Annotated in this window: 17 protein-coding genes and 1 riboswitch; of the genes, 9 read left to right on the top strand and 8 right to left on the bottom strand. The window is 72.0% G+C overall.

Going from position 1 to position 19,282, the window contains the following annotated elements:
- Window positions 1-152: 152 nt before the first annotated feature.
- Both F603_RS0111610 and F603_RS0111605 read right to left on the bottom strand, forming a co-directional pair.
- Window positions 153-1,115: an SRPBCC family protein gene (locus F603_RS0111610; RefSeq protein ID WP_019546183.1), complete on the bottom strand. Its 963-nt coding sequence runs from the start codon at window positions 1,113-1,115 to the stop codon at window positions 153-155.
- 48 nt (window positions 1,116-1,163) lie between these two features.
- On the bottom strand, window positions 1,164-2,042 hold the full coding sequence (locus F603_RS0111605) for a hypothetical protein (RefSeq protein WP_019546182.1): 879 nt from the start codon (window positions 2,040-2,042) through the stop codon (window positions 1,164-1,166).
- Between the two features lie 409 nt (window positions 2,043-2,451).
- Here F603_RS0111605 and F603_RS0111600 point away from each other — a divergent pair, with 409 nt between their 5' ends.
- The 3 genes from F603_RS0111600 (at window position 2,452) to F603_RS0111590 (ending at window position 4,364) form a co-directional block, all read left to right on the top strand.
- Window positions 2,452-3,225 (top strand): hypothetical protein, encoded by a 774-nt coding sequence (locus tag F603_RS0111600; protein ID WP_019546181.1) that lies wholly within the window; start codon window positions 2,452-2,454, stop codon window positions 3,223-3,225.
- Between the two features lie 99 nt (window positions 3,226-3,324).
- A complete protein-coding gene (locus tag F603_RS33455; RefSeq protein WP_019546180.1) occupies window positions 3,325-3,573 on the top strand; it encodes a hypothetical protein in 249 nt (82 codons plus the stop codon).
- 239 nt (window positions 3,574-3,812) lie between these two features.
- Window positions 3,813-4,364 carry a hypothetical protein gene (locus tag F603_RS0111590; RefSeq protein ID WP_019546179.1) on the top strand — a complete coding sequence of 184 codons (552 nt, stop codon included), beginning with the start codon at window positions 3,813-3,815 and terminating at the stop codon, window positions 4,362-4,364.
- Here F603_RS0111590 and F603_RS0111585 read toward each other — a convergent pair.
- Window positions 4,321-5,646, bottom strand: coding sequence for an arsenic transporter (locus tag F603_RS0111585; RefSeq protein WP_019546178.1), 1,326 nt, complete (start codon window positions 5,644-5,646; stop codon window positions 4,321-4,323). The genes F603_RS0111590 and F603_RS0111585 overlap by 44 nt on opposite strands.
- A gap of 142 nt (window positions 5,647-5,788) precedes the next feature.
- Here F603_RS0111585 and F603_RS0111580 point away from each other — a divergent pair, with 142 nt between their 5' ends.
- The gene (locus F603_RS0111580) at window positions 5,789-6,568 is read left to right on the top strand and encodes an SDR family NAD(P)-dependent oxidoreductase (protein WP_019546177.1); all 780 of its coding nucleotides are present in this window, start codon (window positions 5,789-5,791) and stop codon (window positions 6,566-6,568) included.
- A gap of 16 nt (window positions 6,569-6,584) precedes the next feature.
- On the opposite strand, the gene F603_RS31965 is transcribed toward F603_RS0111580, so the two are convergent.
- Window positions 6,585-8,048, bottom strand: a complete 1,464-nt coding sequence (locus tag F603_RS31965; RefSeq protein ID WP_019546176.1) for an MFS transporter — start codon at window positions 8,046-8,048, stop codon at window positions 6,585-6,587.
- 101 nt (window positions 8,049-8,149) lie between these two features.
- Between F603_RS31965 and F603_RS0111570 the strand changes: the two genes are divergently transcribed.
- The 3 genes from F603_RS0111570 (at window position 8,150) to ppdK (ending at window position 13,132) form a co-directional block, all read left to right on the top strand.
- On the top strand, window positions 8,150-8,638 hold the full coding sequence (locus tag F603_RS0111570) for a MarR family winged helix-turn-helix transcriptional regulator (protein ID WP_019546175.1): 489 nt from the start codon (window positions 8,150-8,152) through the stop codon (window positions 8,636-8,638).
- A 125-nt stretch (window positions 8,639-8,763) separates the two neighbouring features.
- Window positions 8,764-9,909: a tRNA dihydrouridine synthase DusB gene (gene dusB / locus F603_RS0111565; protein ID WP_019546174.1), complete on the top strand. Its 1,146-nt coding sequence runs from the start codon at window positions 8,764-8,766 to the stop codon at window positions 9,907-9,909.
- Window positions 9,910-10,411: 502 nt separating this feature from the next.
- Complete coding sequence (gene ppdK, locus F603_RS0111560; protein WP_019546173.1) at window positions 10,412-13,132, top strand: pyruvate, phosphate dikinase; 2,721 nt, start codon at window positions 10,412-10,414, stop codon at window positions 13,130-13,132.
- 325 nt (window positions 13,133-13,457) lie between these two features.
- On the opposite strand, the gene F603_RS0111555 is transcribed toward ppdK, so the two are convergent.
- The 3 genes from F603_RS0111555 to F603_RS0111545 form a co-directional block, all read right to left on the bottom strand.
- Complete coding sequence (locus tag F603_RS0111555) at window positions 13,458-13,889, bottom strand: VOC family protein (RefSeq protein ID WP_019546172.1); 432 nt, start codon at window positions 13,887-13,889, stop codon at window positions 13,458-13,460.
- A gap of 163 nt (window positions 13,890-14,052) precedes the next feature.
- Window positions 14,053-15,177 carry a peptidoglycan DD-metalloendopeptidase family protein gene (locus F603_RS0111550; RefSeq protein WP_019546171.1) on the bottom strand — a complete coding sequence of 375 codons (1,125 nt, stop codon included), beginning with the start codon at window positions 15,175-15,177 and terminating at the stop codon, window positions 14,053-14,055.
- Between the two features lie 2 nt (window positions 15,178-15,179).
- Window positions 15,180-15,396, bottom strand: a riboswitch (cyclic di-AMP (ydaO/yuaA leader).
- A 322-nt stretch (window positions 15,397-15,718) separates the two neighbouring features.
- Window positions 15,719-16,624 carry an oxidoreductase gene (locus F603_RS0111545; protein ID WP_019546170.1) on the bottom strand — a complete coding sequence of 302 codons (906 nt, stop codon included), beginning with the start codon at window positions 16,622-16,624 and terminating at the stop codon, window positions 15,719-15,721.
- 193 nt (window positions 16,625-16,817) lie between these two features.
- On the opposite strand from F603_RS0111545, the gene F603_RS0111540 reads away from it, so the two are divergent.
- Both F603_RS0111540 and F603_RS0111535 read left to right on the top strand, forming a co-directional pair.
- Entirely contained in the window at window positions 16,818-17,780 is a 963-nt protein-coding gene (locus F603_RS0111540; RefSeq protein WP_019546169.1) for an aldo/keto reductase, read from the top strand.
- Window positions 17,781-18,068: 288 nt separating this feature from the next.
- The gene (locus F603_RS0111535; protein ID WP_019546168.1) at window positions 18,069-18,782 is read left to right on the top strand and encodes a helix-turn-helix domain-containing protein; all 714 of its coding nucleotides are present in this window, start codon (window positions 18,069-18,071) and stop codon (window positions 18,780-18,782) included.
- A 90-nt stretch (window positions 18,783-18,872) separates the two neighbouring features.
- Here F603_RS0111535 and F603_RS0111530 read toward each other — a convergent pair whose 3' ends face one another.
- Entirely contained in the window at window positions 18,873-19,241 is a 369-nt protein-coding gene (locus F603_RS0111530) for a VOC family protein (RefSeq protein ID WP_019546167.1), read from the bottom strand.
- Between the last annotated feature and the right edge of the window lie 41 nt (window positions 19,242-19,282).

The raw sequence follows: 19,282 nt of genomic DNA, 5'->3' as shown, positions 1-19,282 counted from the left end.
AGGCCGGCCGGTGGGGGAGCAGCCGTCTGCCGTGTCGCAGGGCGGTCGGGGCGTGGGGTGTCCGCGGTCGCCGGGAGCGGCGGGCCGGTGCCGCGCGCCCGACCGTCGAGACCGGTGCGCGGCGCTCGCAACTCCTGTGCGGGTGGAGGGGGTTACCGACTCCCGCTGCTTTCTCTCCTGCGGTCGTCGTCGTCCTGCCGCTCATCGTCCTCTTCTCGGTCCTGGTTCTCTCCGTCCCCGCCGCCGCCCTCGCCCTTCTCCTCCGAGACGGCGTCTTCGTGGCTGCGTACGACCTCGCCGTCGCGGATCTCGCCGCGCCAACCCTCCGTGTCCTCCTCGGCGCCGATGGTGACGTAGCGCTGGAAGTGCTTGAGGTCGAGGCGGACCCTGCGGCCCTGCGCACGCCAGAAGTTGGCGGTCTTCTCCAGGAAGCCGGAGGGCGTGTACTCCATGACGACCACGATGCGGGTGAGGTCGGGTGCGAGTTCGTGGAAGCTGATGACGCCCTGCGTCGTCGCCCTGTCGCCCTCGGTCGTCCAGGAGATGCGCTCGTCGGGGATCTGCTCCTGGACCGTCGCCTTCCAACTGCGGTTCGAAGGGCCGACCTTGAGTTTCCAGTTGGAGGTGACGTCGTCGTCCTCCTTGGAGGCGTCGGTGACGCCCTTCATGAAGCTGCTGAACTCCTCGAACTCCGTCCAGCGGTCGTAGCAGACGCGGATCGGCAGGCCGATGTCGAGCGTCTCGATGATCGTCGTGACCTTCTTGTCGCCGATCTTCCCGCTTGCTTCCTCCGACGAACCCTTGCCCATGGCGTCCTTCGCCTTGCCGACGACCGCACCCGTCGTCTTGTCCTTGGCCTGCCCCAACTGCTTGCCGCCCTCCGAGGCGGCCGCCTTCACCGGTGACTCGCCGCCGAGCATCCGCGAGCCGGCGCGGGCGACCGGGCTGTCCTCACCCGCCTTCTCCGTGAGGTCCCGGGTCAGGTCCGTGACCTTCTCCTCCACCGCCTTCACAAGCTTCTCGGCGCGCGCCTCCGCATGCTCGACGACCGCCTTGCGGAGCCGGGCGAGGCCCGAACCCGACTCCTTCTCCTGCCCGTTGCTGCTGCCCGCCATCTCGCTGCCTTTCGCCCGCAGGTACCGGATGCTCTCGACGACTTCGCCCTAACGGTCCGAGGCCGCCTTCTCCCTGGGCTCGCCCCGGCGACCGCCCGGGCCCTCTCCGGGGCCCGGCGAGGGCGGGGTGGGCGGGGTCGGCTTGGTGGGCCTCGTCCTCAGGCGCCCGGGCGGCTCCTCGCGGCGGCGTGCGCCCTCTTCGGCTCCGCGACGTGGTGCGCCGTCTCGCGAACTGCCGCGTGCGGGGCGCTCCTCGCGGCGGTCGCTGCCGCGGTCTTCGCTTCGTCGGTCGCCGGGTTCCTCGCGCTGCTCGTCGTCCTGTCGGTCGCGCTGGTTCTCGCCTTGCCTGTCGTCGCGTGCGTCGCCGCGGTCTTCGCGCTCGCCGTCGTCCTGTTGGTCGCGCCGTTCCTCGCCTCGTCCGTCGCCGCGCTCCTCGCGTCCCCGGTCGTCGCCGCGGTCTTCGTGCTCCCCACCGTCCTGCTCGTCGCGCTGTTCACCGCCCCGCCCGTCGTCCCGTTCGTCGCGCTGTTCCTCGCCCCGTTCTTCACCCTCCTCGTCGTCCCGACGGGACTCGCCCCCCTGCCGGTCCGCGCCCTTGCCCCCCGATTCGCGGTCCCCCTGGGAGAGTTCGCGGGTGCGGGCCTCGAGGTTCTCGACGAACGTGTCGAGCTTGCTGCTCGCCGCCGACTTGACGGCCGAGCGCCCGGCCTCCATCAGCTCTCCCCGTACCGACTTCGTCAGGCGTTGCAGGGCCGAAGGCTTCGACGGCGTCTCCTCCTCGGGCTCCTCCTGCTTCGAGCCCCCTTGCATCTTCCTGGTGGCGAGGTAGATCGCGACGCCGAGTGCGGCCTTGCCGCCCTTGCCGCGCCCCAGCAGGTAGCCGCCTGCGAGGCTCGCCGCGACGGCGGCGGACTTGCTGTCCGACATGGTGTTCTCCCTTGTCGTTCGCCAACCCGCGGCGACGACTCCGCAGGTCATAGGTGGGCTGACACGTGGTTCCCGGTGGCCCGGAGTCGACCGCGCACGCCGCTTCGTCCGGTGCCGTATGCGAGCGCCCCGCCCGCCGAACCGGCTTGTTCCGGCGGGTGCTCCGGCGCACGCCGGGCGGATCGTCCCGTCTGGAAGGACGGCCCGCCGCCGCTCGACGGAGGCCGAGGGCCGCGCTGTCCAGTCTGTGCGGAAACTTCCGGATCTGGCGCGCGAGGCTGCGCCGCTCGGGGACGGACGCCGCGGCGGCGGAGGCGTGCAGGCGGTCCGCGCGCGCCCGGAGGAAACCCGTCCTACCCTGACAAAGAAGTCAAATCCCTGACCTGCGCGAGGTATCGGAGGCCCCGGCATGGCCGACAACGACGAGCTGGCACAGCGCGAGAACGGCGGTGAGCCGGCGAAGAAACCGTCGGTGAGCGACGAGCCGGACGTCCTCCTCGACGTACCGAATCTCCACGTCGAGGAGATCGACCTGGAGGTGGAGGACCTCAGAGCGCGGGTCTCGCTCCAGGCGGAGGTGCTGGAGCTGCTGAAACTCAACGTGGGTGCGGACGCGACCCTCGGCAAGGTCCGGCTCGAGATCAAGGGCGTGGAGGCGCAGGCGCTGCTGAAGGTCCGCCTCGACCACGTCGCCTCCGTGATCGACCGCGTCCTGACGACGATCGACCGGAATCCGCAGATCCTGGAGCAGGTGGCGAGCGGGGCCGGCTCCGCGGTCAACAAGGTCGCCGGCGGCGCAAGCGACGCCGTGAGCGACGTGGGCGGCGGCGCGGGGCAGGCCGTGGGCGAGGTCGGCAGCGGCGCGAGCAAGGCGGTCGGCGACGTGGGCGGCGGTGCAGGCGAGGCCGCGAGCGAGGTCGGCGGCGGGGCGCGCGAGGCCACCAAGGAGGTCGGCAGCGGCGCAGGCCGGGCGGCCAACGGGGCAGGCCAGGCGGCAGGCCAGGCGGGCCAGGTCGCTCAGGCTGCGGGCGGCGCGGACGGGGCTGTCGAGGGCGTCACGCGGAAGGCGGGCGAGGCGGCCGGGCAGGCGACGGAAGCCGAAGGGCGGCGAGGCGGCTCCGACGGCGGGAGCGGCCGTCGGGGAGGCGGCAACCGGACCGAGCGCCGCAGGCAGCCGACTTGAAAGCCCGCGGACGCTCCGGAGATCGACGACGCGGACATCGCCTTCGCCGCGCACGTCGAGGCCGACGAACTCGACTGGGACGAGGTCCCCGACAACGAGGTGCGGTTCCACGGGACCGAGGGGCAGCGGTCCGGTTCGGGGAGCCGCCGCGCCAACCTCCCGCGCGGGGTGCGCCCCGACACCGAGTACCGCGACGTCGAGATCGACTACGCCCTTGCGAGCCGGCTGGAGGAGCCGCCCGAGGAGCTGCTGACGGGGGGTCGCGACGAGCACGACCCCCCGGGCGAGGGGCAGGGCACGGGCAAGCCGGCGAAGGCCGACACTCGGGAGTCGGACGAGGAGGACTGAACGCGCCCGAGGCAGCCGGAAGTTGACGAGCACGAGCCCGTCAACGGCTCGTCCCTCTCGAACACCGTGGCGACTCGGCCCGGTTGGAGAGGCGAGGACGGGCGAGTTGCGCAAGCCGGGTGAAGAGGTCGTAACCGGGCGGGGGCTGTTGCTCGTTGAGGCAGTGGTGCGAGGCACGGGCCGGTCCGCGGGCGGGCGTCGGCGCCTCGGGTGACGTGCGGTGTGCGAGGGGTGGCCGGGTGAGCGTGGTGTGCCGGACGGCGCAGGGGGGCGTCCACGCGGGGTGGTGGTGCTACGTCGAGGCGCACGCCGGCGAACCCGGCGAGGGCGCGAACGGCGCGTACGCACGGCGCCAAGTCGCCTCCTCGGCGGGCGAGTCGGTGGCGGACGGGCTCCTGCCGGAGCTCCGCCAGGTCCCGGTGCCGCGCCTGCGGTGGCGCCGGTTCGACGACGTCGAGCAGGTGATGCGCTGGCTGAGCACCGAACTACGGGTCCAGTTGCAGGATTTGGAGGTGTGGGACCGCTGGTTCGGGTACCGGTGGCTGTGCCACGGGCAGCAGGAGACGCGGCAACGCCTCCTCACCGGGGAGGGGTTCGCGCTCCCCGTACGTCTGCGCATGCCGTTCGGCGTCGTGCGGGTGCGGTGGACGGTGCGGCCCGTACTCTTCCTGCACCCGCCGCCCGACCTGCTCGTCTGCCACCCCACCCGCGAGGCGGTGCCCGCCGTCGGGCGGGCCGCAGGGAGCCTCAGTCCAGCAGCGTCAGCCAACCCGCGAGCGCCGCGAGGGTGACCAGCAGTACCGGAACAGTGAGGACGACGCCGGTGCGGAAGTAGCGGCCCCAGCCGATGTGGATGCCCTTGCGGGCGAGGACGTGCAGCCAGAGCAGCGTCGCCAGGCTCCCGACCGGTGTGATCTTCGGCCCGAGGTCGGAGCCGACGACGTTCGCGTAGACCATCGCCTCGTGGGCGAGCCCCTGTGCTTCCGTGGCGTCGATCGCGAGCGCGGCGATCAGCACCGTCGGCAGGTTGTTCATGACGGAGGAGAGCACGGCCGCCGCGCCGCCCGTCCCCAGGGCGGCGGCGAGCGTCCCGTGGTCGGCGAAGTATCCGAGGAGTCGGGAGAGTTGGGCGGTGAGCCCTTCGTTCCGCAGCCCGTAGACGACGAGGTACATGCCCAGGCTGAAGAGGACGATCTGCCAGGGAGCCTCCTTGACGACCCGTCCCACCCGGATCGGCCGCTCTTCGCCTCCCTCGCCGAAGAGCCGCCGCGGCCGGCGCGCGGCCACCGCGAGGAGCACGGCGGCCCCGGCCCCCGCGACGGCCGAGAGCGGCACGCCCAGCGGCTCGGCCGCGAAGTACCCGCCCAGCAGCAGCGCGAGCACGACCCACCCGGCCCGGAAGGTGACGCGGTCGGTGACGGCCTCCCGCGGCGGCGGCAGCGGGCCGACCCGGTAGCGGCGGGGGGTCGAGCGGCGGAAGTACAGCAGCAGCATGCCCAGGCTGGCGAGCACCGAGACGACCGCGACGGGCAGCATGACGACGGCGAACCGCGCGAACCCGAGCCGGAAGAAGTCGGCGCTGACGATGTTGACGAGGTTGGAGACGACGAGCGGCAGGCTCGCGGTGTCCGCGATGAACCCCGTTGCCATGACGTACCCGAGCGAGGCGGCGGGGGAGAAGTCGAGCGTCCGCAGCACGGAGATGACGACCGGTGTGAGGATCAGTGCGGCGCCGTCGTTGGTGAAGAGCGCGGAGACGAGCGCACCCAGCACCACGACGAGCGCGAAGAGCAGCCGCCCGCTCCCCCGTCCCCACCGGGCGACGTGCAGTGCCGTCCACGCGAAGAAACCGCACTCGTCGAGGACGAGCGAGATCAGCACCACGGCGACGAAGGTGAGCGTCGCGTTCCAGACGAGGTCGAGGACGGTCGGGACGTCCCGCAGGTGGACGACGGTCGTGGCGAGCGCGAGCGCCGCCCCGCCGAGCGCGGTGTAGCCGATGCCGAGGCCGCGCGGTTGCCAGATCACCAGGGTGAGTGTGGCGACGAAGATCAGAAGTGCGGCCAGGGCCATGGGGTGCGGTCTCTCTCGTGCGGTGCGGGTCGCTCGGGCCGATCTTTCCGCATGCGGGCGCGCAGGGAGAGGGACGCCGCCCAACCGGCCGACGAAGCAGGACTGTTGCGTCGTGTCGGGCGGTGCTCCCTAGGGTGTGCCCATGAGGCGATTCGACGGGCATGCGGCGATGGTCACGGGAGCGGGGCAGGGGATCGGGGAGGCCGTCGCGCGGCGTCTCGCCGACGAGGGGGCCGGCGTGCTCGTCACCGACCGCGAGGAGGCGCGGGCCGCGCGGGTGGCGGAGGCCGTACGCGGCGCGGGCGGGCGCGCGGAGGCGCTCGCCTGCGACGTCACCGACGACGCCGCCGTCGAGTCGGCTGTCCTGCACGCGGCTGCGACCTTCGGCCGGCTCGACGTCCTCGTCAACAACGCGTACGCCTGCCACCCCGGCCCGCCCCGCTTCGAGGAGCAGCAGGACGGGCCCTGGTACGAGGACTTCGAGGTCTCGCTCCACGGCGCCTACCGCTGCATCCGCGCCGCGCTGCCGCATCTGGCGGCTCGGGGCGCGGGCGCGATCGTCAACGTCGGCTCCGTCAACGCCGAGCGGTTCTTCGACGCGCACGCCTACAGCGCGGCCAAGGCCGGACTCGCCTCGCTGACGCGCACCGTCGCGGTGGAGAGCGCGCCGCGGGGTGTGCGCGTCAACCTGGTCGAGCCGGGGACGGTGCGGACGGGCGCCTGGGAGGGCCGGACCGAGGCGCTGCGGCGCGCGTCCGAGCAGTACCCGTTGGGGCGCGTGGGGGAGCCGTCCGACATCGCCGGCGCGGTGGCGTTTCTCGCGTCGCCGGACGCGGCGTGGGTCACCGGGGTGGTGCTGCCGGTCGACGGGGGGCTGCTCGTCAGCAACCTGGGGCTGAGCCGGGTGCTGGCCCAGGGGTGACCCCGTCCGCCGGCAGTCAGACCGCGGACCGGTCCAACGCGCTCTCGTCTTCCGGCATTTCGGCGTACGTCTCCTCGGCGACGGCGGTGCGCGGCAGCCGCAGGCACAGCAGTGCGCAGACGACCGCGGCGCCCGCCGCCCAGGGCAGCGCCGCGAGCAGTGCGCCGCCGAGTCCGTCCCCGGCGCGCCGGAAGAAGACGCTGCCGATCGCGGCGACACCGAGCGCCCCGCCGAACTGCTGCGCCGTCGAGAAGGTCCCGGAGGCCCGGCCCGCCAACTCCCCGTCGACAGCCGAGAGCACGACGTTGACGAGCGGCACCACCAGCAGCCCGAGTCCCGCGCCGGCCACCAGCAGCCCGGGCACCATCGGCCACGCCCCCGTGCGCACGGCGTCGGCTCCGCCCACCGCGCCACCGATCCAGGCGTACCCGCCCGCCATCAGCAGCCCGCCGGCGACGAGCACCCACCGCCCGTACCGCACAGCGAGCGCGCCGGCGACCGGCGAGGTGACGAACCCGCCCAACGAGAAGGCGACGGTGACGACTCCGGCCTGCGTCGGCGTGTACTGCTGCGCGATTTGCAGCCAGAGCCCGAAGACGAGGAAGAACCCCTGCATCGCGAAGGAGAGGAGCAGTTGGACGGCGAGCCCGAAGCCGAACGCCGGGCTCCGGAAGGCCCGCGCGGGAAGCAGCGGCGTCCGCGCCCCGCCGCCCCGACGTGACTGGACCCCCGCGACCATCGCGACGAGCCCCGCCCCCGCGCCCATGCACACCCACCCCCAGAGCGGCCACCCCCACGAGCGTCCCTGCACGAGCGGGAGCACGACACCCACGAGTCCGGCGGCGAGAAGAAGGCTGCCGAGCAGGTCGGGCCGCGCCGTCGACCGCGGCTCGTCCGGCGGGACGACCGCGCGTGCGGCGACGAAGGCGAGGAGTGCGACCGGCACGTTGATCAGGAAGATCGAGCGCCAACCCCAGCCGAAGAGGTCGGCGTCGGTGAGGAGCCCGCCGAGCAGCAGCCCGAGCGCGGAGGCGAAGCCGAGCACGGTGCCGAAAATCCCGAAGACGGTGGCGCGTTCACGGCCGTGGAAGAGCGTGCGGAACGAGCCGAGCACCTGCGGCAGGAGCACGGCGGCCGCCACCCCCTGCGCCGCACGCGCCGCGACGAGTTGACCTGGCTCCTGCGCCGACCCGCACGCGAGGCTGGCCACGCCGAAGGCCGCGATGCCGAGGAGGAAGAGGCGCCGCCGCCCGTACCGGTCTCCGAGGTGTCCGGAGACGACGAGGCTGGCGGCGAACCCCAGCAGGTAGGCGGAGATCGTCCATTGCAGGGCACTCTCGGAGGCGCCCAGATCGCGAGCGAGCGAGGGCAGCGAGACGTTGACGATGGTCACGTCGATCATGTCCATCAGGGCGGCGACGATCATCACGGCCGCCGCCGACCAGCGGCGCGGTACCGGCGCCTCGGTATGTGCAGTCATCGGTCCTCCAGGTATTTCGTTCGGCCAAACGAAATAAACCACCGAGGGCGGTGTGATCGCAACCCTTTCGTTCGACCGAACGAAATAGGTACGCTGGGTCCATGGCGAGCAAGGAGAAGCCCCGCGACCGCGCGCAGGTGATCGAGGAACTCACTTTCGCCGCAAGGGAGTCGAGCCTCGTGTCGGTCATGTTCCACACCGCTGTCTCGGCACAGCGCGGCCTCAGCGCGACCGAGAGCAAGACCCTCGACCGCCTGGAACGCGAAGGACCGCACACGGCCAAGGAGCTCGCCGAGCGCTCCGGTCTCGCCCCCGCCTCCGTCACCGGCCTCGTCGACCGGCTCGTGCGCAAGGGCTACGTCCGCCGGGTGCCGCACCCCACCGACAAGCGCCGCGTGACCATCGAGTCCGTCCCCGAGAAGCAGGACGAACTCGCCCGGCTCTTCCGCTCGTTCGCCGACGACATGGTGGCGATGTACGAGTCGTACACCGTCGAGGAGCTGGATACCGTCCGCCGCTTCCTGCTCGAGGCGGCCGACGTGCAGCGCCGTGCCGCGACCCGGCTCAGCGAGCCCGGTGCCGCCGACTGAGCCACCGTCCGCGTCCCCGCGTGCGCGCACCGCAACGAGGCCGGGCCGCAGGGAGGATGGGGGAGAATGGAGGGCCGCACCCCGAGGCGCAGCGCGCCGTCAGCCCGGAAGGAAGAGCCCGCCGTATGTCCCAGCCGCTCCGGATCGGCCCCCACACGCTCTCCGCGCCCGTCGTCCTGGCGCCGATGGCGGGGATCACCAACGCGCCGTTCCGGACGCTGTGCCGCGAGTTCTCCGGCGGCCGCGGCCTCTTCGTCAGCGAGATGATCACCTCGCGCGCCCTGGTCGAGCGGAACGAGAAGACCATGCGGCTCGTCGAGTTCGACCGGACGGAGAGGCCCCGCTCGATCCAGCTCTACGGTGTCGACCCGGTCACGGTCGGCAAGGCGGCCCGCATGATCGCCGACGAGGACCTCGCCGACCACATCGACCTCAACTTCGGCTGCCCCGTCCCCAAGGTGACGCGCAAGGGCGGCGGTTCGGCCCTTCCGTACAAGCGTCCCCTGCTCCGCGCCATCCTCCACGAGGCAGTGCAGAACGCCGGCGGGCTCCCCGTCACCATGAAGATGCGCAAGGGCATCGACGACGACCACCTCACCTACCTCGACGCCGGGCGCATCGCCGTCGAGGAGGGCATCAGCGCCGTCGCGCTGCACGGCCGCACCGCGGCGCAGCACTACGGCGGCACCGCCGACTGGGACGCGATCGCGCGGTTGCGGGAGGCGGTCACCGAGGTCCCCGTCCTCGGCAACGGCGACATCTGGTCCGCGGACGACGCCGTCCGCATGGTCGAGGAGACGGGGTGCGACGGCGTCGTCGTCGGCCGCGGCTGCCTCGGCCGGCCGTGGCTCTTCGCCGACCTCGCCGCCGCCTTCGACGCGCAGACCGAGGGCCGTCAACCGGCGTACGCGCGGCCGACGTTCGGGCAGGTCGCCGACGTGATGGTGCGCCACGCCGAGCTGCTCGGCGAGTGGCTGGGGGACGAGGAGCGCGGCGTGATCGACTTCCGCAAGCACGTCTCCTGGTACACGAAGGGCTTCACGGTCGGCTCCGAGGCCCGCCGCGGGCTCGCCGTCAGCTCCTCCCTCGCCGAACTCCGCTCCCTCCTCGACGAGCTCGACCTCGACCAGCCCTGGCCGGCCGGCGCGGAGGGGCCGCGGGGGCGTACGCAGAGCAAGAACCGCGTGGTGCTCCCCGACGGTTGGCTGAAGGACCCGTGGGACGCCGGATGCGTCGGCGCCGAGGCCGAGTTGGACACCTCCGGAGGCTGAGCGCCCGGCGCCGCAGGGCGTGCAGCAGAGGGCGCCGGACCGCGCGAGCGGTCCGGCGCCCTTCTCCGTCGTGTCCCACAACAGGTGTGCGAAGCAAGTCCGTTGGGGGCTGCACGGTGGGACGGGCGTCCGCATCGTGGGACGAGGGGGTCCCCGGTTCGCGTGATTCTCGCCACCTTGATCAGGGGACCGCTCATGTGAGCGCTCAAATGTGAACTGCATATCTCCAAGGAGCACCCCAGGAGTTTGCTGAACCTTGGTACATCTACTGAATGGAAACGTGGGGTCTTTGCGGCCTAAGTGTGATCTGTAGGCGAGGAGTTGAAGGTTGATCTTCGCTTCCTGAACCCGCCCTGGTGAGGGCTTTCCCGTTGGACGACTTTCGATCTCTCGGCACACGGGTGGTTGCGCCCATCTGACGTGCTGACGGACGTACCCGGGGGCCTTGGATCTGGGTACGCTCCCCGCCGTCAGGGCAGCCGAACACGAGGAGTCGAGTCCCGTGCCGGATCACGCAGTAAACGCAGCAGGCCAACAGCGCAAGCTGGTCTACGACTTCACCGAGGGGCACAAGGACCTCAAGGAGCTCCTCGGCGGCAAGGGAGCCAACCTCGCCGAGATGACCAACCTCGGGCTCCCCGTTCCGCCCGGCTTCACCGTCACCACCGAGGCGTGCAAGGTCTACCTCGACTCCGGCGACGAGCCGCCCGCCCTCCGCCAACAGGTCGGCTCCCATCTCGCCGCGCTGGAGGAGCGGATGGGCAAGAAGCTCGGGCAGTCCGACGACCCGCTCCTCGTCTCGGTACGCTCCGGTGCGAAGTTCTCCATGCCCGGGATGATGGACACCGTCCTCAACATCGGCCTCTCCGACGCCTCCGTGCACGGCCTCGCGACCCAGGCCGGCGACGACCGCTTCGCCTGGGACTCCTACCGGCGGCTCATCCAGATGTTCGGTGACACGGTCCTCGGCATCGCCGGGGAGCGGTTCGAGGAGCGCATCGAGGAGGCGAAGCGCACCAAGGGCGTCACCAGCGACGTCGAGTTGGGCGCCGACGAACTCAGGGGCCTCGTCGAGGAGTTCAAGCAGATCGTCCTGGAGCGGACCGGGCGGGAGTTCCCGCAGGACCCGCGCGAGCAGATGGACCTCGCGATGCGTGCGGTCTTCGACTCGTGGAACGGCGCCCGCGCCAAGCTCTACCGCCGCCAGGAGCGCATCCCGCACGACCTCGGCACCGCCGTCAACGTCTGCTCGATGGTCTTCGGCAACCTCGGCCCCGACTCCGGCACCGGCGTCGCGTTCACCCGCGACCCGGCCAGCGGGCAGCAGGGCGTCTACGGCGACTACCTCCAGAACGCGCAGGGCGAGGACGTCGTCGCCGGCATCAGGAACACCGTGCCGCTCGCCGAGTTGGAGCAGCTCGACAAGGGCTCGTACGACGAGCTGATGCAGATCATGGAGACCCTGGAGAACCACTACAGGGACCTGTGCGACATCGAGTTCACCATCGAGCGCGGCAAGCTCTGGATGCTCCAGACGCGCGTCGGCAAGCGGACGGCCGCCGCCGCCTTCCGGATCGCCGTCCAACTCGTCGACCAGGGACTCATCTCCGAGGCCGAGGCGCTCCGACGGATGTCGGGCAGCCAGCTCGCGCAGCTCATGTTCCCCCGCTTCGACCTCGACGCCGAGGCCGACCTCATCGGCCGCGGCATCGCGGCCTCTCCGGGTGCGGCTTTCGGCTCCGTCGTCTTCGACTCCGCGACCGCCGTGGAGCGCGCGGCGGCGGGGGAGCGGGTGATCCTCGTCCGCCGGGAGACCAACCCGGACGACCTCGACGGCATGCTCGCCGCCGACGGCATCCTCACCTCCCGCGGCGGGAAGACCTCGCACGCGGCCGTCGTCGCCCGCGGCATGGGCAAGACCTGCGTCTGCGGCGCCGAGGAGCTCGACGTCGACGTCAAGCAGCGGCGGATGACGACGAGTTCGGGCGACGTCGTCGAGGAGGGCGCGGTCGTCTCCATCGACGGTTCGACCGGCAAGGTCTACCGCGGTGAGGTACCGGTCGTGCCGTCCCCCGTCGTCGAGTACTTCGAGGGGCAGGTCGATCCCGCGCGGCTCGACCCGGAGCACGACACCGCGGACGAACTCGTCCTCGCGGTGCACCGCATCATGGCGTACGCCGACGGCGCGCGGCGCCTCGCCGTGCGCGCCAACGCGGACAACGCGGACGACGCGGCGCGCGCCCGACGGTTCGGCGCCCAGGGCATCGGGCTCTGCCGCACCGAGCACATGTTCCTCGGGGAACGCAGGGAGCTCGTCGAGCGGCTGATCCTCGCCGAGACGCCGCAGGACCGCGAGGACGCACTCGACGCTCTCCTCCCGCTCCAGCAGGGCGACTTCACCGAGCTCTTCGACGCGATGGACGGCCTGCCCGTGACGGTACGGCTCCTCGACCCGCCGCTCCACGAGTTCCTCCCCGACCTCACCGAGCTGTCGGTGCGGGTCGCGCTGGCGGAGGCCCGCGGCGAACCGGCCGACAAGGACCGGCAGTTGCTCCAGGCCGTGCAGCGGCTCCACGAGCAGAACCCGATGCTCGGCCTGCGCGGCGTCCGGCTCGGGCTCGCCGTCCCGGGGCTCTTCGTCATGCAGGTGCGGGCGATCGCGCAGGCGGCTGCGGAGCGCCGTGCGGCCGGCGGAGATCCGCAGGCGGAGATCATGATTCCGCTCGTCGGGACGGTGCAGGAATTGGAGATCGTCCGGGAGGAGGCGGAGGGTGTCATCGCCGAGGTCTCCGAGGCGTACGGTGTCGAACTCCCGCTCTGCGTCGGCACGATGATCGAGCTGCCGCGCGCCGCCCTCACGGCGGGGCAGATCGCGGAGTGCGCCGACTTCTTCTCCTTCGGCACCAACGACCTCACCCAGACCGTCTGGGGCTTCTCCCGCGACGACGTCGAGGCGAGCTTCTTCACCACCTACCTGGAGAAGGGCATCTTCGGCATCTCCCCCTTCGAGACGATCGACAGGGACGGCGTCGGCGTCCTGGTGAAGAAGGCGGTACAGGCGGCCCGGGAGACACGTCCTGACCTCAAGCTCGGCGTCTGCGGCGAGCACGGCGGCGATCCGGACTCGGTCCACTTCTTCCACGAGGCCGGTCTCGACTACGTTTCCTGCTCACCCTTCCGCGTTCCGGTCGCCCGCCTCGAAGCGGGAAGGGCCGCCGTCTGAACCACCGAAGTCCCCGGGCACCCGCGGCCGTTCGGCCCTCACCGCGGCGGCGGGCCCGGAGCGGGGAAGGGGGCGGCGCCTGTGCGGAGGCGCCGTCCCTGGCGGGTTGGTCTGCGACGGCGCGGCGGTGCTGCCATCTGAGTGCATGGTGTGGGCGAGTTCGGCTGAGCGACTTCCGTTGGCAAGCCTGACGTGTCCTCGGAGTGTGCTGTTGCTGCGAACGCTGCACTGACAACACGGCGTGACGACGAGGCCCCGCCCAATTCCCCCGGGCCGGGGCCTCGTCCGCGTTGACGCTGAGCCTCCAACGACTGCTGCTCCGGGCTCAGTCGAGGCAGAACTCGTTTCCCTCAGGGTCCTGCATCGTGATGCACGACTCGTCCTCGTCGTCGGCGGGCATCGTGCGCACGTGCACCCCGCCGAGTGCGACCAGCCGCGCGCATTCGGCCTCCAGCGTGGCGAGGCGCTCCTCCCCTACGAGGCCGGTACCGGCCCGTACGTCGAGATGGACCCGGTTCTTCGCGACCTTGCCTTCGGGGACGCGCTGGAAGAGCAGTCGAGGGGCCGCCCCCGAGGGGTCACTCGCCGAGAAGTAGATCTCCTCCTCGGGCGGCAGCGAGCGATGGTACTCCTCCCACGTGGTGAACCCCTCCGGGGAAGGCGGTACGACGTACCCCAGCACCTCGCACCAGAAACCGGCAAGTCGTGCGGGTTCCGCGCAGTCGAAGGTGACCTGGAAGTGCCTGATCGATGACATCGGCGCACCGTACAAGGACCTAGGTCACCCAACTACCGATTGCGTCCCGTGCGTTGCGGCGCGCAGGGCGGCCCCGGTGTCTCTCCGACCGAGCGGGGCCGGACAGGCGAAGGGGCGGCCACCGCCGTGCGGTCGCCGCCCCTTCGGGTCTCCTTCGAAAGCGTCAGAGGCTGACGCCGTTCTCCTGGAGGTAGGCCACCGGGTCGACGTCCGATCCGTAGTCCGGACCCGTGCGCACCTCGAAGTGGAGGTGCGGACCCGTGCTGTTGCCGGTCGTGCCGGAGAGACCGAGCTGGCCGCCGGTCTCCACCTGCTGCCCCTGCTGGACGGAGAGCGAGGAGAGGTGCGCGTACTCGGTGTACCGGCCGTCGTCGTGCTTGACGACGACCTCGTTGCCGTACGAGCCGCTCCAGCCGGCCGAGACGACCTCGCCGGAGGTGACGGCCTTCACCGAAGTGCCGCTGTCGGCCGAGAAGTCGACGCCGGTGTGCTTGCCGCTCGACCAGCTCCCGCCGGAGGCGCCGTAGGGCGTGCTCGTGGGGGCGTCGACCGGCGCGATGTAGTCGCCGGAGGACGGCTGCGTCTCGGTGGTCGCCGAAGACTGCTGCGCCTTCGCCCCGCCGCCGGACGACGACGCGTCGGAGGAGCCGCTCAACGCGAGGTGCTGGCCAGGGTAGATGAGGTTCGGGTCGTCGACCTCGTCGGTGTTGGCCTTGTAGACGGTCTTCCAGCCGCCGTCGACACCGTGCTGCTCCGCGATGGTGTGGAGGGTGTCGCCGGACTCGACGGTGTGCTCGGAGCCGCCCTGCGGCTGCGCCTTCTCGCCCGAGCCCGAGTCCGAGTCCTCGGACTCGGACGACTCCGACCCGGAGGAGTCCGAGCTGCCCGGGTCGACGTCGGGGGAGGGGCCGTCGGCGGTGAGGTTGCCGGCGCCTGCGCAGGACCATGCGCCGGGGCCTTGGATTGCGAGGAGCTTTTCGGCGGCGGCTATCTGCTGTTCCTTGGTGGCGAGGTCGGCGCGTTCGGCGTATTGGGTGCCGCCTGCTGCTGCCCAGCTTGACTGGGAGAACTGGAGGCCGCCGTAGTAGCCGTTGCCGGTGTTGATGGACCAGTCGCCGCCGGACTCGCACTGGGCGACCTTGTCCCAGGTGTCGACCGAAGCCGCCTGCGCGTTCCCGGAGAGCGCGAGGGGCAGGACGACGCTGGCTCCGCCGGCCGTCAGCGCGAGGGAGATCCCGCGCCGCCAGCGGTGGTTGGGCTTTCGGGCATGCTTTCCGCGTACGGACATAGGGGTTTCCTCTCCTACGCCTACGAGGTGAGCTGTCGGATTCGGGCCGGAGTAGCCCGGCCGGCCTTGCACCTCGGTGCGAAGGGCGCGGCTTCACCCCAAGCCGTCCACGTCGGATCGCTACGGACCCTGCCGCGCACGGCACTTACCTGGTTCCCCCGCTCCTGCCACGGGACGGTTCATCCGAGGGCCAGCGGCAGGATTCGGCGTCTGGCCACGGAGCTGCCGCATGGGACCCGCGGTAGCGGAGGCACACTAAGCACACCGAAATCGCGCTCTCAACAAAGCACGCTTCGACAGAGGCGCCACTCGCGGCGCAGGATCGGCGCCCGATTCGTCCGCTCTGACGCCCGACTCCCGTGCTGCACAGGAGAGATGACGCGAGGTGAGATGCGGCCATGACGAAAAACCGGGCGTTTACGGCGTCTTCACGTGTGAGCGGACTCACGGTGTGAATGTGGTGTGGGTCTCCATAGCAGACGGCTTGGCGTACTTTGCCGGAGCCCTTTCGCGGACGTCGGCCGGCGCAGGCGGCGGCGGGCTAGGGGTAGGCGACGCCCGTCAACTGCTCGGAGGCCGCCCAGAGCCGCTCTCCGGCCGCGTCGCTCCGCGTCCACGGTGCCCGCCAGGTCGGTCCTGGCGCTCCGCGCCAGCCGAGGAAGCGGGGGCCGATGTAGGAGTCGGGGCGTGCGGCCGCGTCGGTCGCGGCGTAGAGCGCGGGGAGTGCGCCGGCTTCGGCGGGCTGGGCGAAGACGATGTTGCCGAGCGCCAGGAGGCGCTCCGCACCCCTGCGGCCCTCCATCCGGGCGCCCTTCGTCTGGAGTTCGGTCGAGGCGTATCCGGGGTGGGCCGCGGCGGCGATCAGCCGGGTGCCGACGGTGCGGCGGGCGAGCTCGTGGGTGAAGAGGAGGTTCGCCGTCTTGGAACGGGCGTAGGCGAGCCAACGGTTGTACGAAAGCTCGCTGTTGAGGTCGCCGATCTCGATGTTGGCGAGGGCGTGCAGACCGCTGGAGAGGGTGACGACGCGCGGGGCGGGAGCGGCGAGGAGGCGGTCGAGGAGCAGCCCCGTGAGGGCGAAGTGCCCGAGGTGGTTGACGCCGAACTGCATCTCGAAGCCGTCGGCCGTGCGGCCGAACGGGAGCGCCATCAGCCCCGCGTTGTTGACGAGCAGGTCGAGCCGCTCGCCGGGGAGTTCCTTGGCGAAGGCACGTACCGAGGAGAGGTCGGCGAGGTCGAGCGTGCGCAGCTCGGTCCGCGCCTCCGGCAGCTCCGTACGCAACCTGGCGTGCGCCCGCGCGCCGCGCTCCTCGTCACGGCAGGCGAGCACGGTGTGGGCGCCGCGGCGCGCCAACTCCCGCGCGGTGACGTACCCCAGGCCGCTGTTGGCGCCCGTCACCACGACGGTGCGACCGCTCTGATCCGGGATGTTCCGTGCAGTCCAGCCCATCTGCCGCTGCGCTCCTCAAGACGTCCGATCCTGCCGCCGGCATCCCCCTGGAGGGACCCTAGACCCAGGCCATCCCGTGGTCGAGGCCCGTCGGGGCGGCGGCGGGCAGGTGTCCTCCGCCTCGTGGGGGAGTCCGCTCCGTCTTCCGCGGGGGCCGAGGGGGCGACGGCCACCCCGGGGATAGCGTGCGGGCATGAGTGACCACACCAGCACCTCCATGCACTCCAGGTACGCCGTCGGCAGTTTGTCGGTGGCGCCTTTCTGCCTCGGCGGCAACGTCTTCGGGTGGACGGCCGACGAGGCGACCTCCTTCGCCGTCCTCGACGCCCACGCCGAGGCCGGGGGCAACTTCGTCGACACCGCCGACGGCTACACGTCGTTCGTCGAGGGGAACAGCGGCGGCGAGTCCGAGACGATCATCGGCGAGTGGATGAAGCGGCGCGGCAACCGCGACGACGTCGTCCTCGCCACCAAGGTCGGGACGTTGGAGGGCCGGGAGGGGCTGCGCCCCGCGAACATCCGCGCCGCCTGCGAGGACTCCCTCCGCCGCCTCCAGGCCGACCACATCGACCTCTACTACACGCACCGGGACGACGAGACCGTAACCGTCCCCGAGATCGTCGACACCCTCGACGCGCTCGTGCGCGAGGGCAAGGTCCGCGAGGTCGCCGCCTCCAACCTCTCCGCCTCCCGGCTCCGCGAGTCCCTCGCCTACGCGCAGGACGGGGGCAAGGCCGCGTACGTGGCGGTGCAGCCGCACTACAACCTCGTCTCCCGGGAGACCTACGAGGGCGAACTCCAGGACACCGCAGCCGAGTCCGGCCTCGCTTCCTTCCCCTACTTCGCTCTCGCCTCGGGCTTCCTCACCGGCAAGTACCGCCCGGGGGACGAGCCTTCGACGACGCGCGGCAGCCTCGCGGCGCAGTACCTCGGCAGCGAGCGAGGCCAGCGGGTCCTCGCCGCCCTCGCCGAGGTGGCGGAGGCACACGGCGTCAGCGGCGCCGGCGTGGCACTCGCCTGGCTGCGCACGAGGGCCACGGTCGTCGCACCGATCGCCAGCGCCCGCACCCCCGAGCAGCTCCCCGGACTCCTGGAAGCGGCAGGCGTGGAGCTGACGGGCGAGGAGGTCGAGCGGTTGGAGAAAGCTTCGCGCTGACGGCGATGGGCTGCGGGCGCGGGGGAGTCCGGGAAGGCGTCGTTCCCCGGGGCAGCGTTGCCTGACGTGGCCTACCGCGTGGGGAAGCAGGGCCGGACGGCGGTGCGTGAGCGGTGCGGCGGTGCCGCGTTGCGCAGTCGGTGGTCTTCCCGTCGCGCGACGGGGCTGCACACGGCACCCGCGTTCGTCGCACTCCGCGGCGCGTACACGGCTCGGGGACGAGCACCCTGCACCCACGTCTCCCGTCCCGCGGTGGGGAGTTGAGGCCCGTTGTCGGTGGGGCGGGGCATGATGGCGGGCGTGTACCAGGAGCGGCCGTCGCGTGTCCCCGGTGCCGTCCTGTGGTCGCAGACCGCGGCGCGGGCGGGGCCGTCCCGCGTGCTGCCCGACGGCTGCATGGATCTGCTTCTGTTGGGCGGCCGCCTCGTCGTCGCCGGGCCCGATTCCACGGCCGACGTCGGCTCGGCCGTCCCGGGCAGCCGCGTCTCGGGGCTGCGTCTCGCGCCAGGTGAGGGGCCGCGTTTCTTCGGCGTCCGCGCCTGGGAAGTGCGCGATCTCCGGGTGCCGTTGGCCGACCTCTGGCCGGAGGCCGCCGTCCGCGAACTCACCGAGCGGGCACACGAGTCGGGGCCGCGGGCACTGGAGGAGGCGGCGCTCGGCAGGCTGCGGGGCGTACGCACCTGCGGTCCGCCGGAGCCGCCTCCGGGCCTGGTGCCGCTGCTCGAAGCGGGCGCGGGCGTCGCGGAGGCCGCGCGGCGGCTCGGCCTCGGCGAGCGCCGCCTGCACCGCCGCTGCCTCGACGCCTTCGGGTACGGCCCGAAGACGCTGGCACGCATTTTGCGATTCCAGCGCGCCTGGGCCCTGCTGCACGAGCGCGGTCTCCCGGGCGCCGAAGCCGCGCACCGCGCCGGCTACGCAGACCAGGCCCACCTCGCAAGGGAGTTCCGCGCGCTCGCCGGGGCGCCGGCGGGCGTGGTGCTCACGGAGAGGGGGCTGCGGTGAGCGGGCGTCGTCACCTTCGCGTCGTTGCCCGGGGGCGGGCTGTGTGCCGGGGGGCCGCACAGCAGGCGGGTTCTGCGGCAACCCTTGGGGTCAGGTGTCCGCGTCCAGCGGCGCGAAGAGGTCGACGGGGTTGCCGTCCGGATCGAGCACGGTCGCGTACCGCTGCCCCCACTCCGCGTCCCAGGGCTCGTGCATCCCCCGGTGCCCCGCGCCGGTCAACTCCTTGTAGGCGCCGTCGACCCCGCCCGGTGTCCCGCAGCGGAACGCCAGCCTCGGGCCGCCGGCCGGCGGCGCCTCCTCCACCGCGTCCCACATGATTCTCAGGCCGCCCGCCGCGGCTTCGACGTGCGGCGCGGTGCCGGGATCGGTCGGGGGCTCCAGACCGAGGCAGCGGTAGAAGGCGAGGGAGGCGGGGAGGTTCGTGGTGGCGATGCCCAGGGCATCGAGTCGCGGAGTCATGTGCTGGAGGCTAAGGGCCGTGCTCCGGGCGGTCTTGAACG

Origin of the sequence: Streptomyces sulphureus DSM 40104, from assembly GCF_000381025.1 — a bacterium.
Classification (GTDB): domain Bacteria; phylum Actinomycetota; class Actinomycetes; order Streptomycetales; family Streptomycetaceae; genus Streptomyces; species Streptomyces sulphureus.
Note: the sequence above shows the minus strand (reverse complement) of the source record. Positions and strands in the feature narration are given on the sequence as shown.

Excerpts from the sequence above, each read along its gene's own strand:
- F603_RS0111605 (WP_019546182.1), bottom strand. The coding sequence starts at position 2,042 with ATGTCGGACAGCAAGTCCGCCGCCGTCGCGGCGAGCCTCGCAGGCGGC.
- F603_RS0111545 (WP_019546170.1), bottom strand. The coding sequence starts at position 16,624 with ATGGGCTGGACTGCACGGAACATCCCGGATCAGAGCGGTCGCACCGTC.
- F603_RS0111610 (WP_019546183.1), bottom strand. The coding sequence starts at position 1,115 with ATGGCGGGCAGCAGCAACGGGCAGGAGAAGGAGTCGGGTTCGGGCCTC.
- F603_RS0111530 (WP_019546167.1), bottom strand. The coding sequence starts at position 19,241 with ATGACTCCGCGACTCGATGCCCTGGGCATCGCCACCACGAACCTCCCC.
- F603_RS0111535 (WP_019546168.1), top strand. The coding sequence starts at position 18,069 with ATGATGGCGGGCGTGTACCAGGAGCGGCCGTCGCGTGTCCCCGGTGCC.
- F603_RS0111600 (WP_019546181.1), top strand. The coding sequence starts at position 2,452 with ATGGCCGACAACGACGAGCTGGCACAGCGCGAGAACGGCGGTGAGCCG.
- F603_RS0111555 (WP_019546172.1), bottom strand. The coding sequence starts at position 13,889 with ATGTCATCGATCAGGCACTTCCAGGTCACCTTCGACTGCGCGGAACCC.
- F603_RS0111580 (WP_019546177.1), top strand. The coding sequence starts at position 5,789 with ATGAGGCGATTCGACGGGCATGCGGCGATGGTCACGGGAGCGGGGCAG.
- dusB (WP_019546174.1), top strand. The coding sequence starts at position 8,764 with ATGTCCCAGCCGCTCCGGATCGGCCCCCACACGCTCTCCGCGCCCGTC.
- F603_RS0111585 (WP_019546178.1), bottom strand. The coding sequence starts at position 5,646 with ATGGCCCTGGCCGCACTTCTGATCTTCGTCGCCACACTCACCCTGGTG.
- F603_RS0111570 (WP_019546175.1), top strand. The coding sequence starts at position 8,150 with ATGGCGAGCAAGGAGAAGCCCCGCGACCGCGCGCAGGTGATCGAGGAA.
- F603_RS0111540 (WP_019546169.1), top strand. The coding sequence starts at position 16,818 with ATGAGTGACCACACCAGCACCTCCATGCACTCCAGGTACGCCGTCGGC.
- F603_RS0111550 (WP_019546171.1), bottom strand. The coding sequence starts at position 15,177 with ATGTCCGTACGCGGAAAGCATGCCCGAAAGCCCAACCACCGCTGGCGG.
- F603_RS31965 (WP_019546176.1), bottom strand. The coding sequence starts at position 8,048 with ATGACTGCACATACCGAGGCGCCGGTACCGCGCCGCTGGTCGGCGGCG.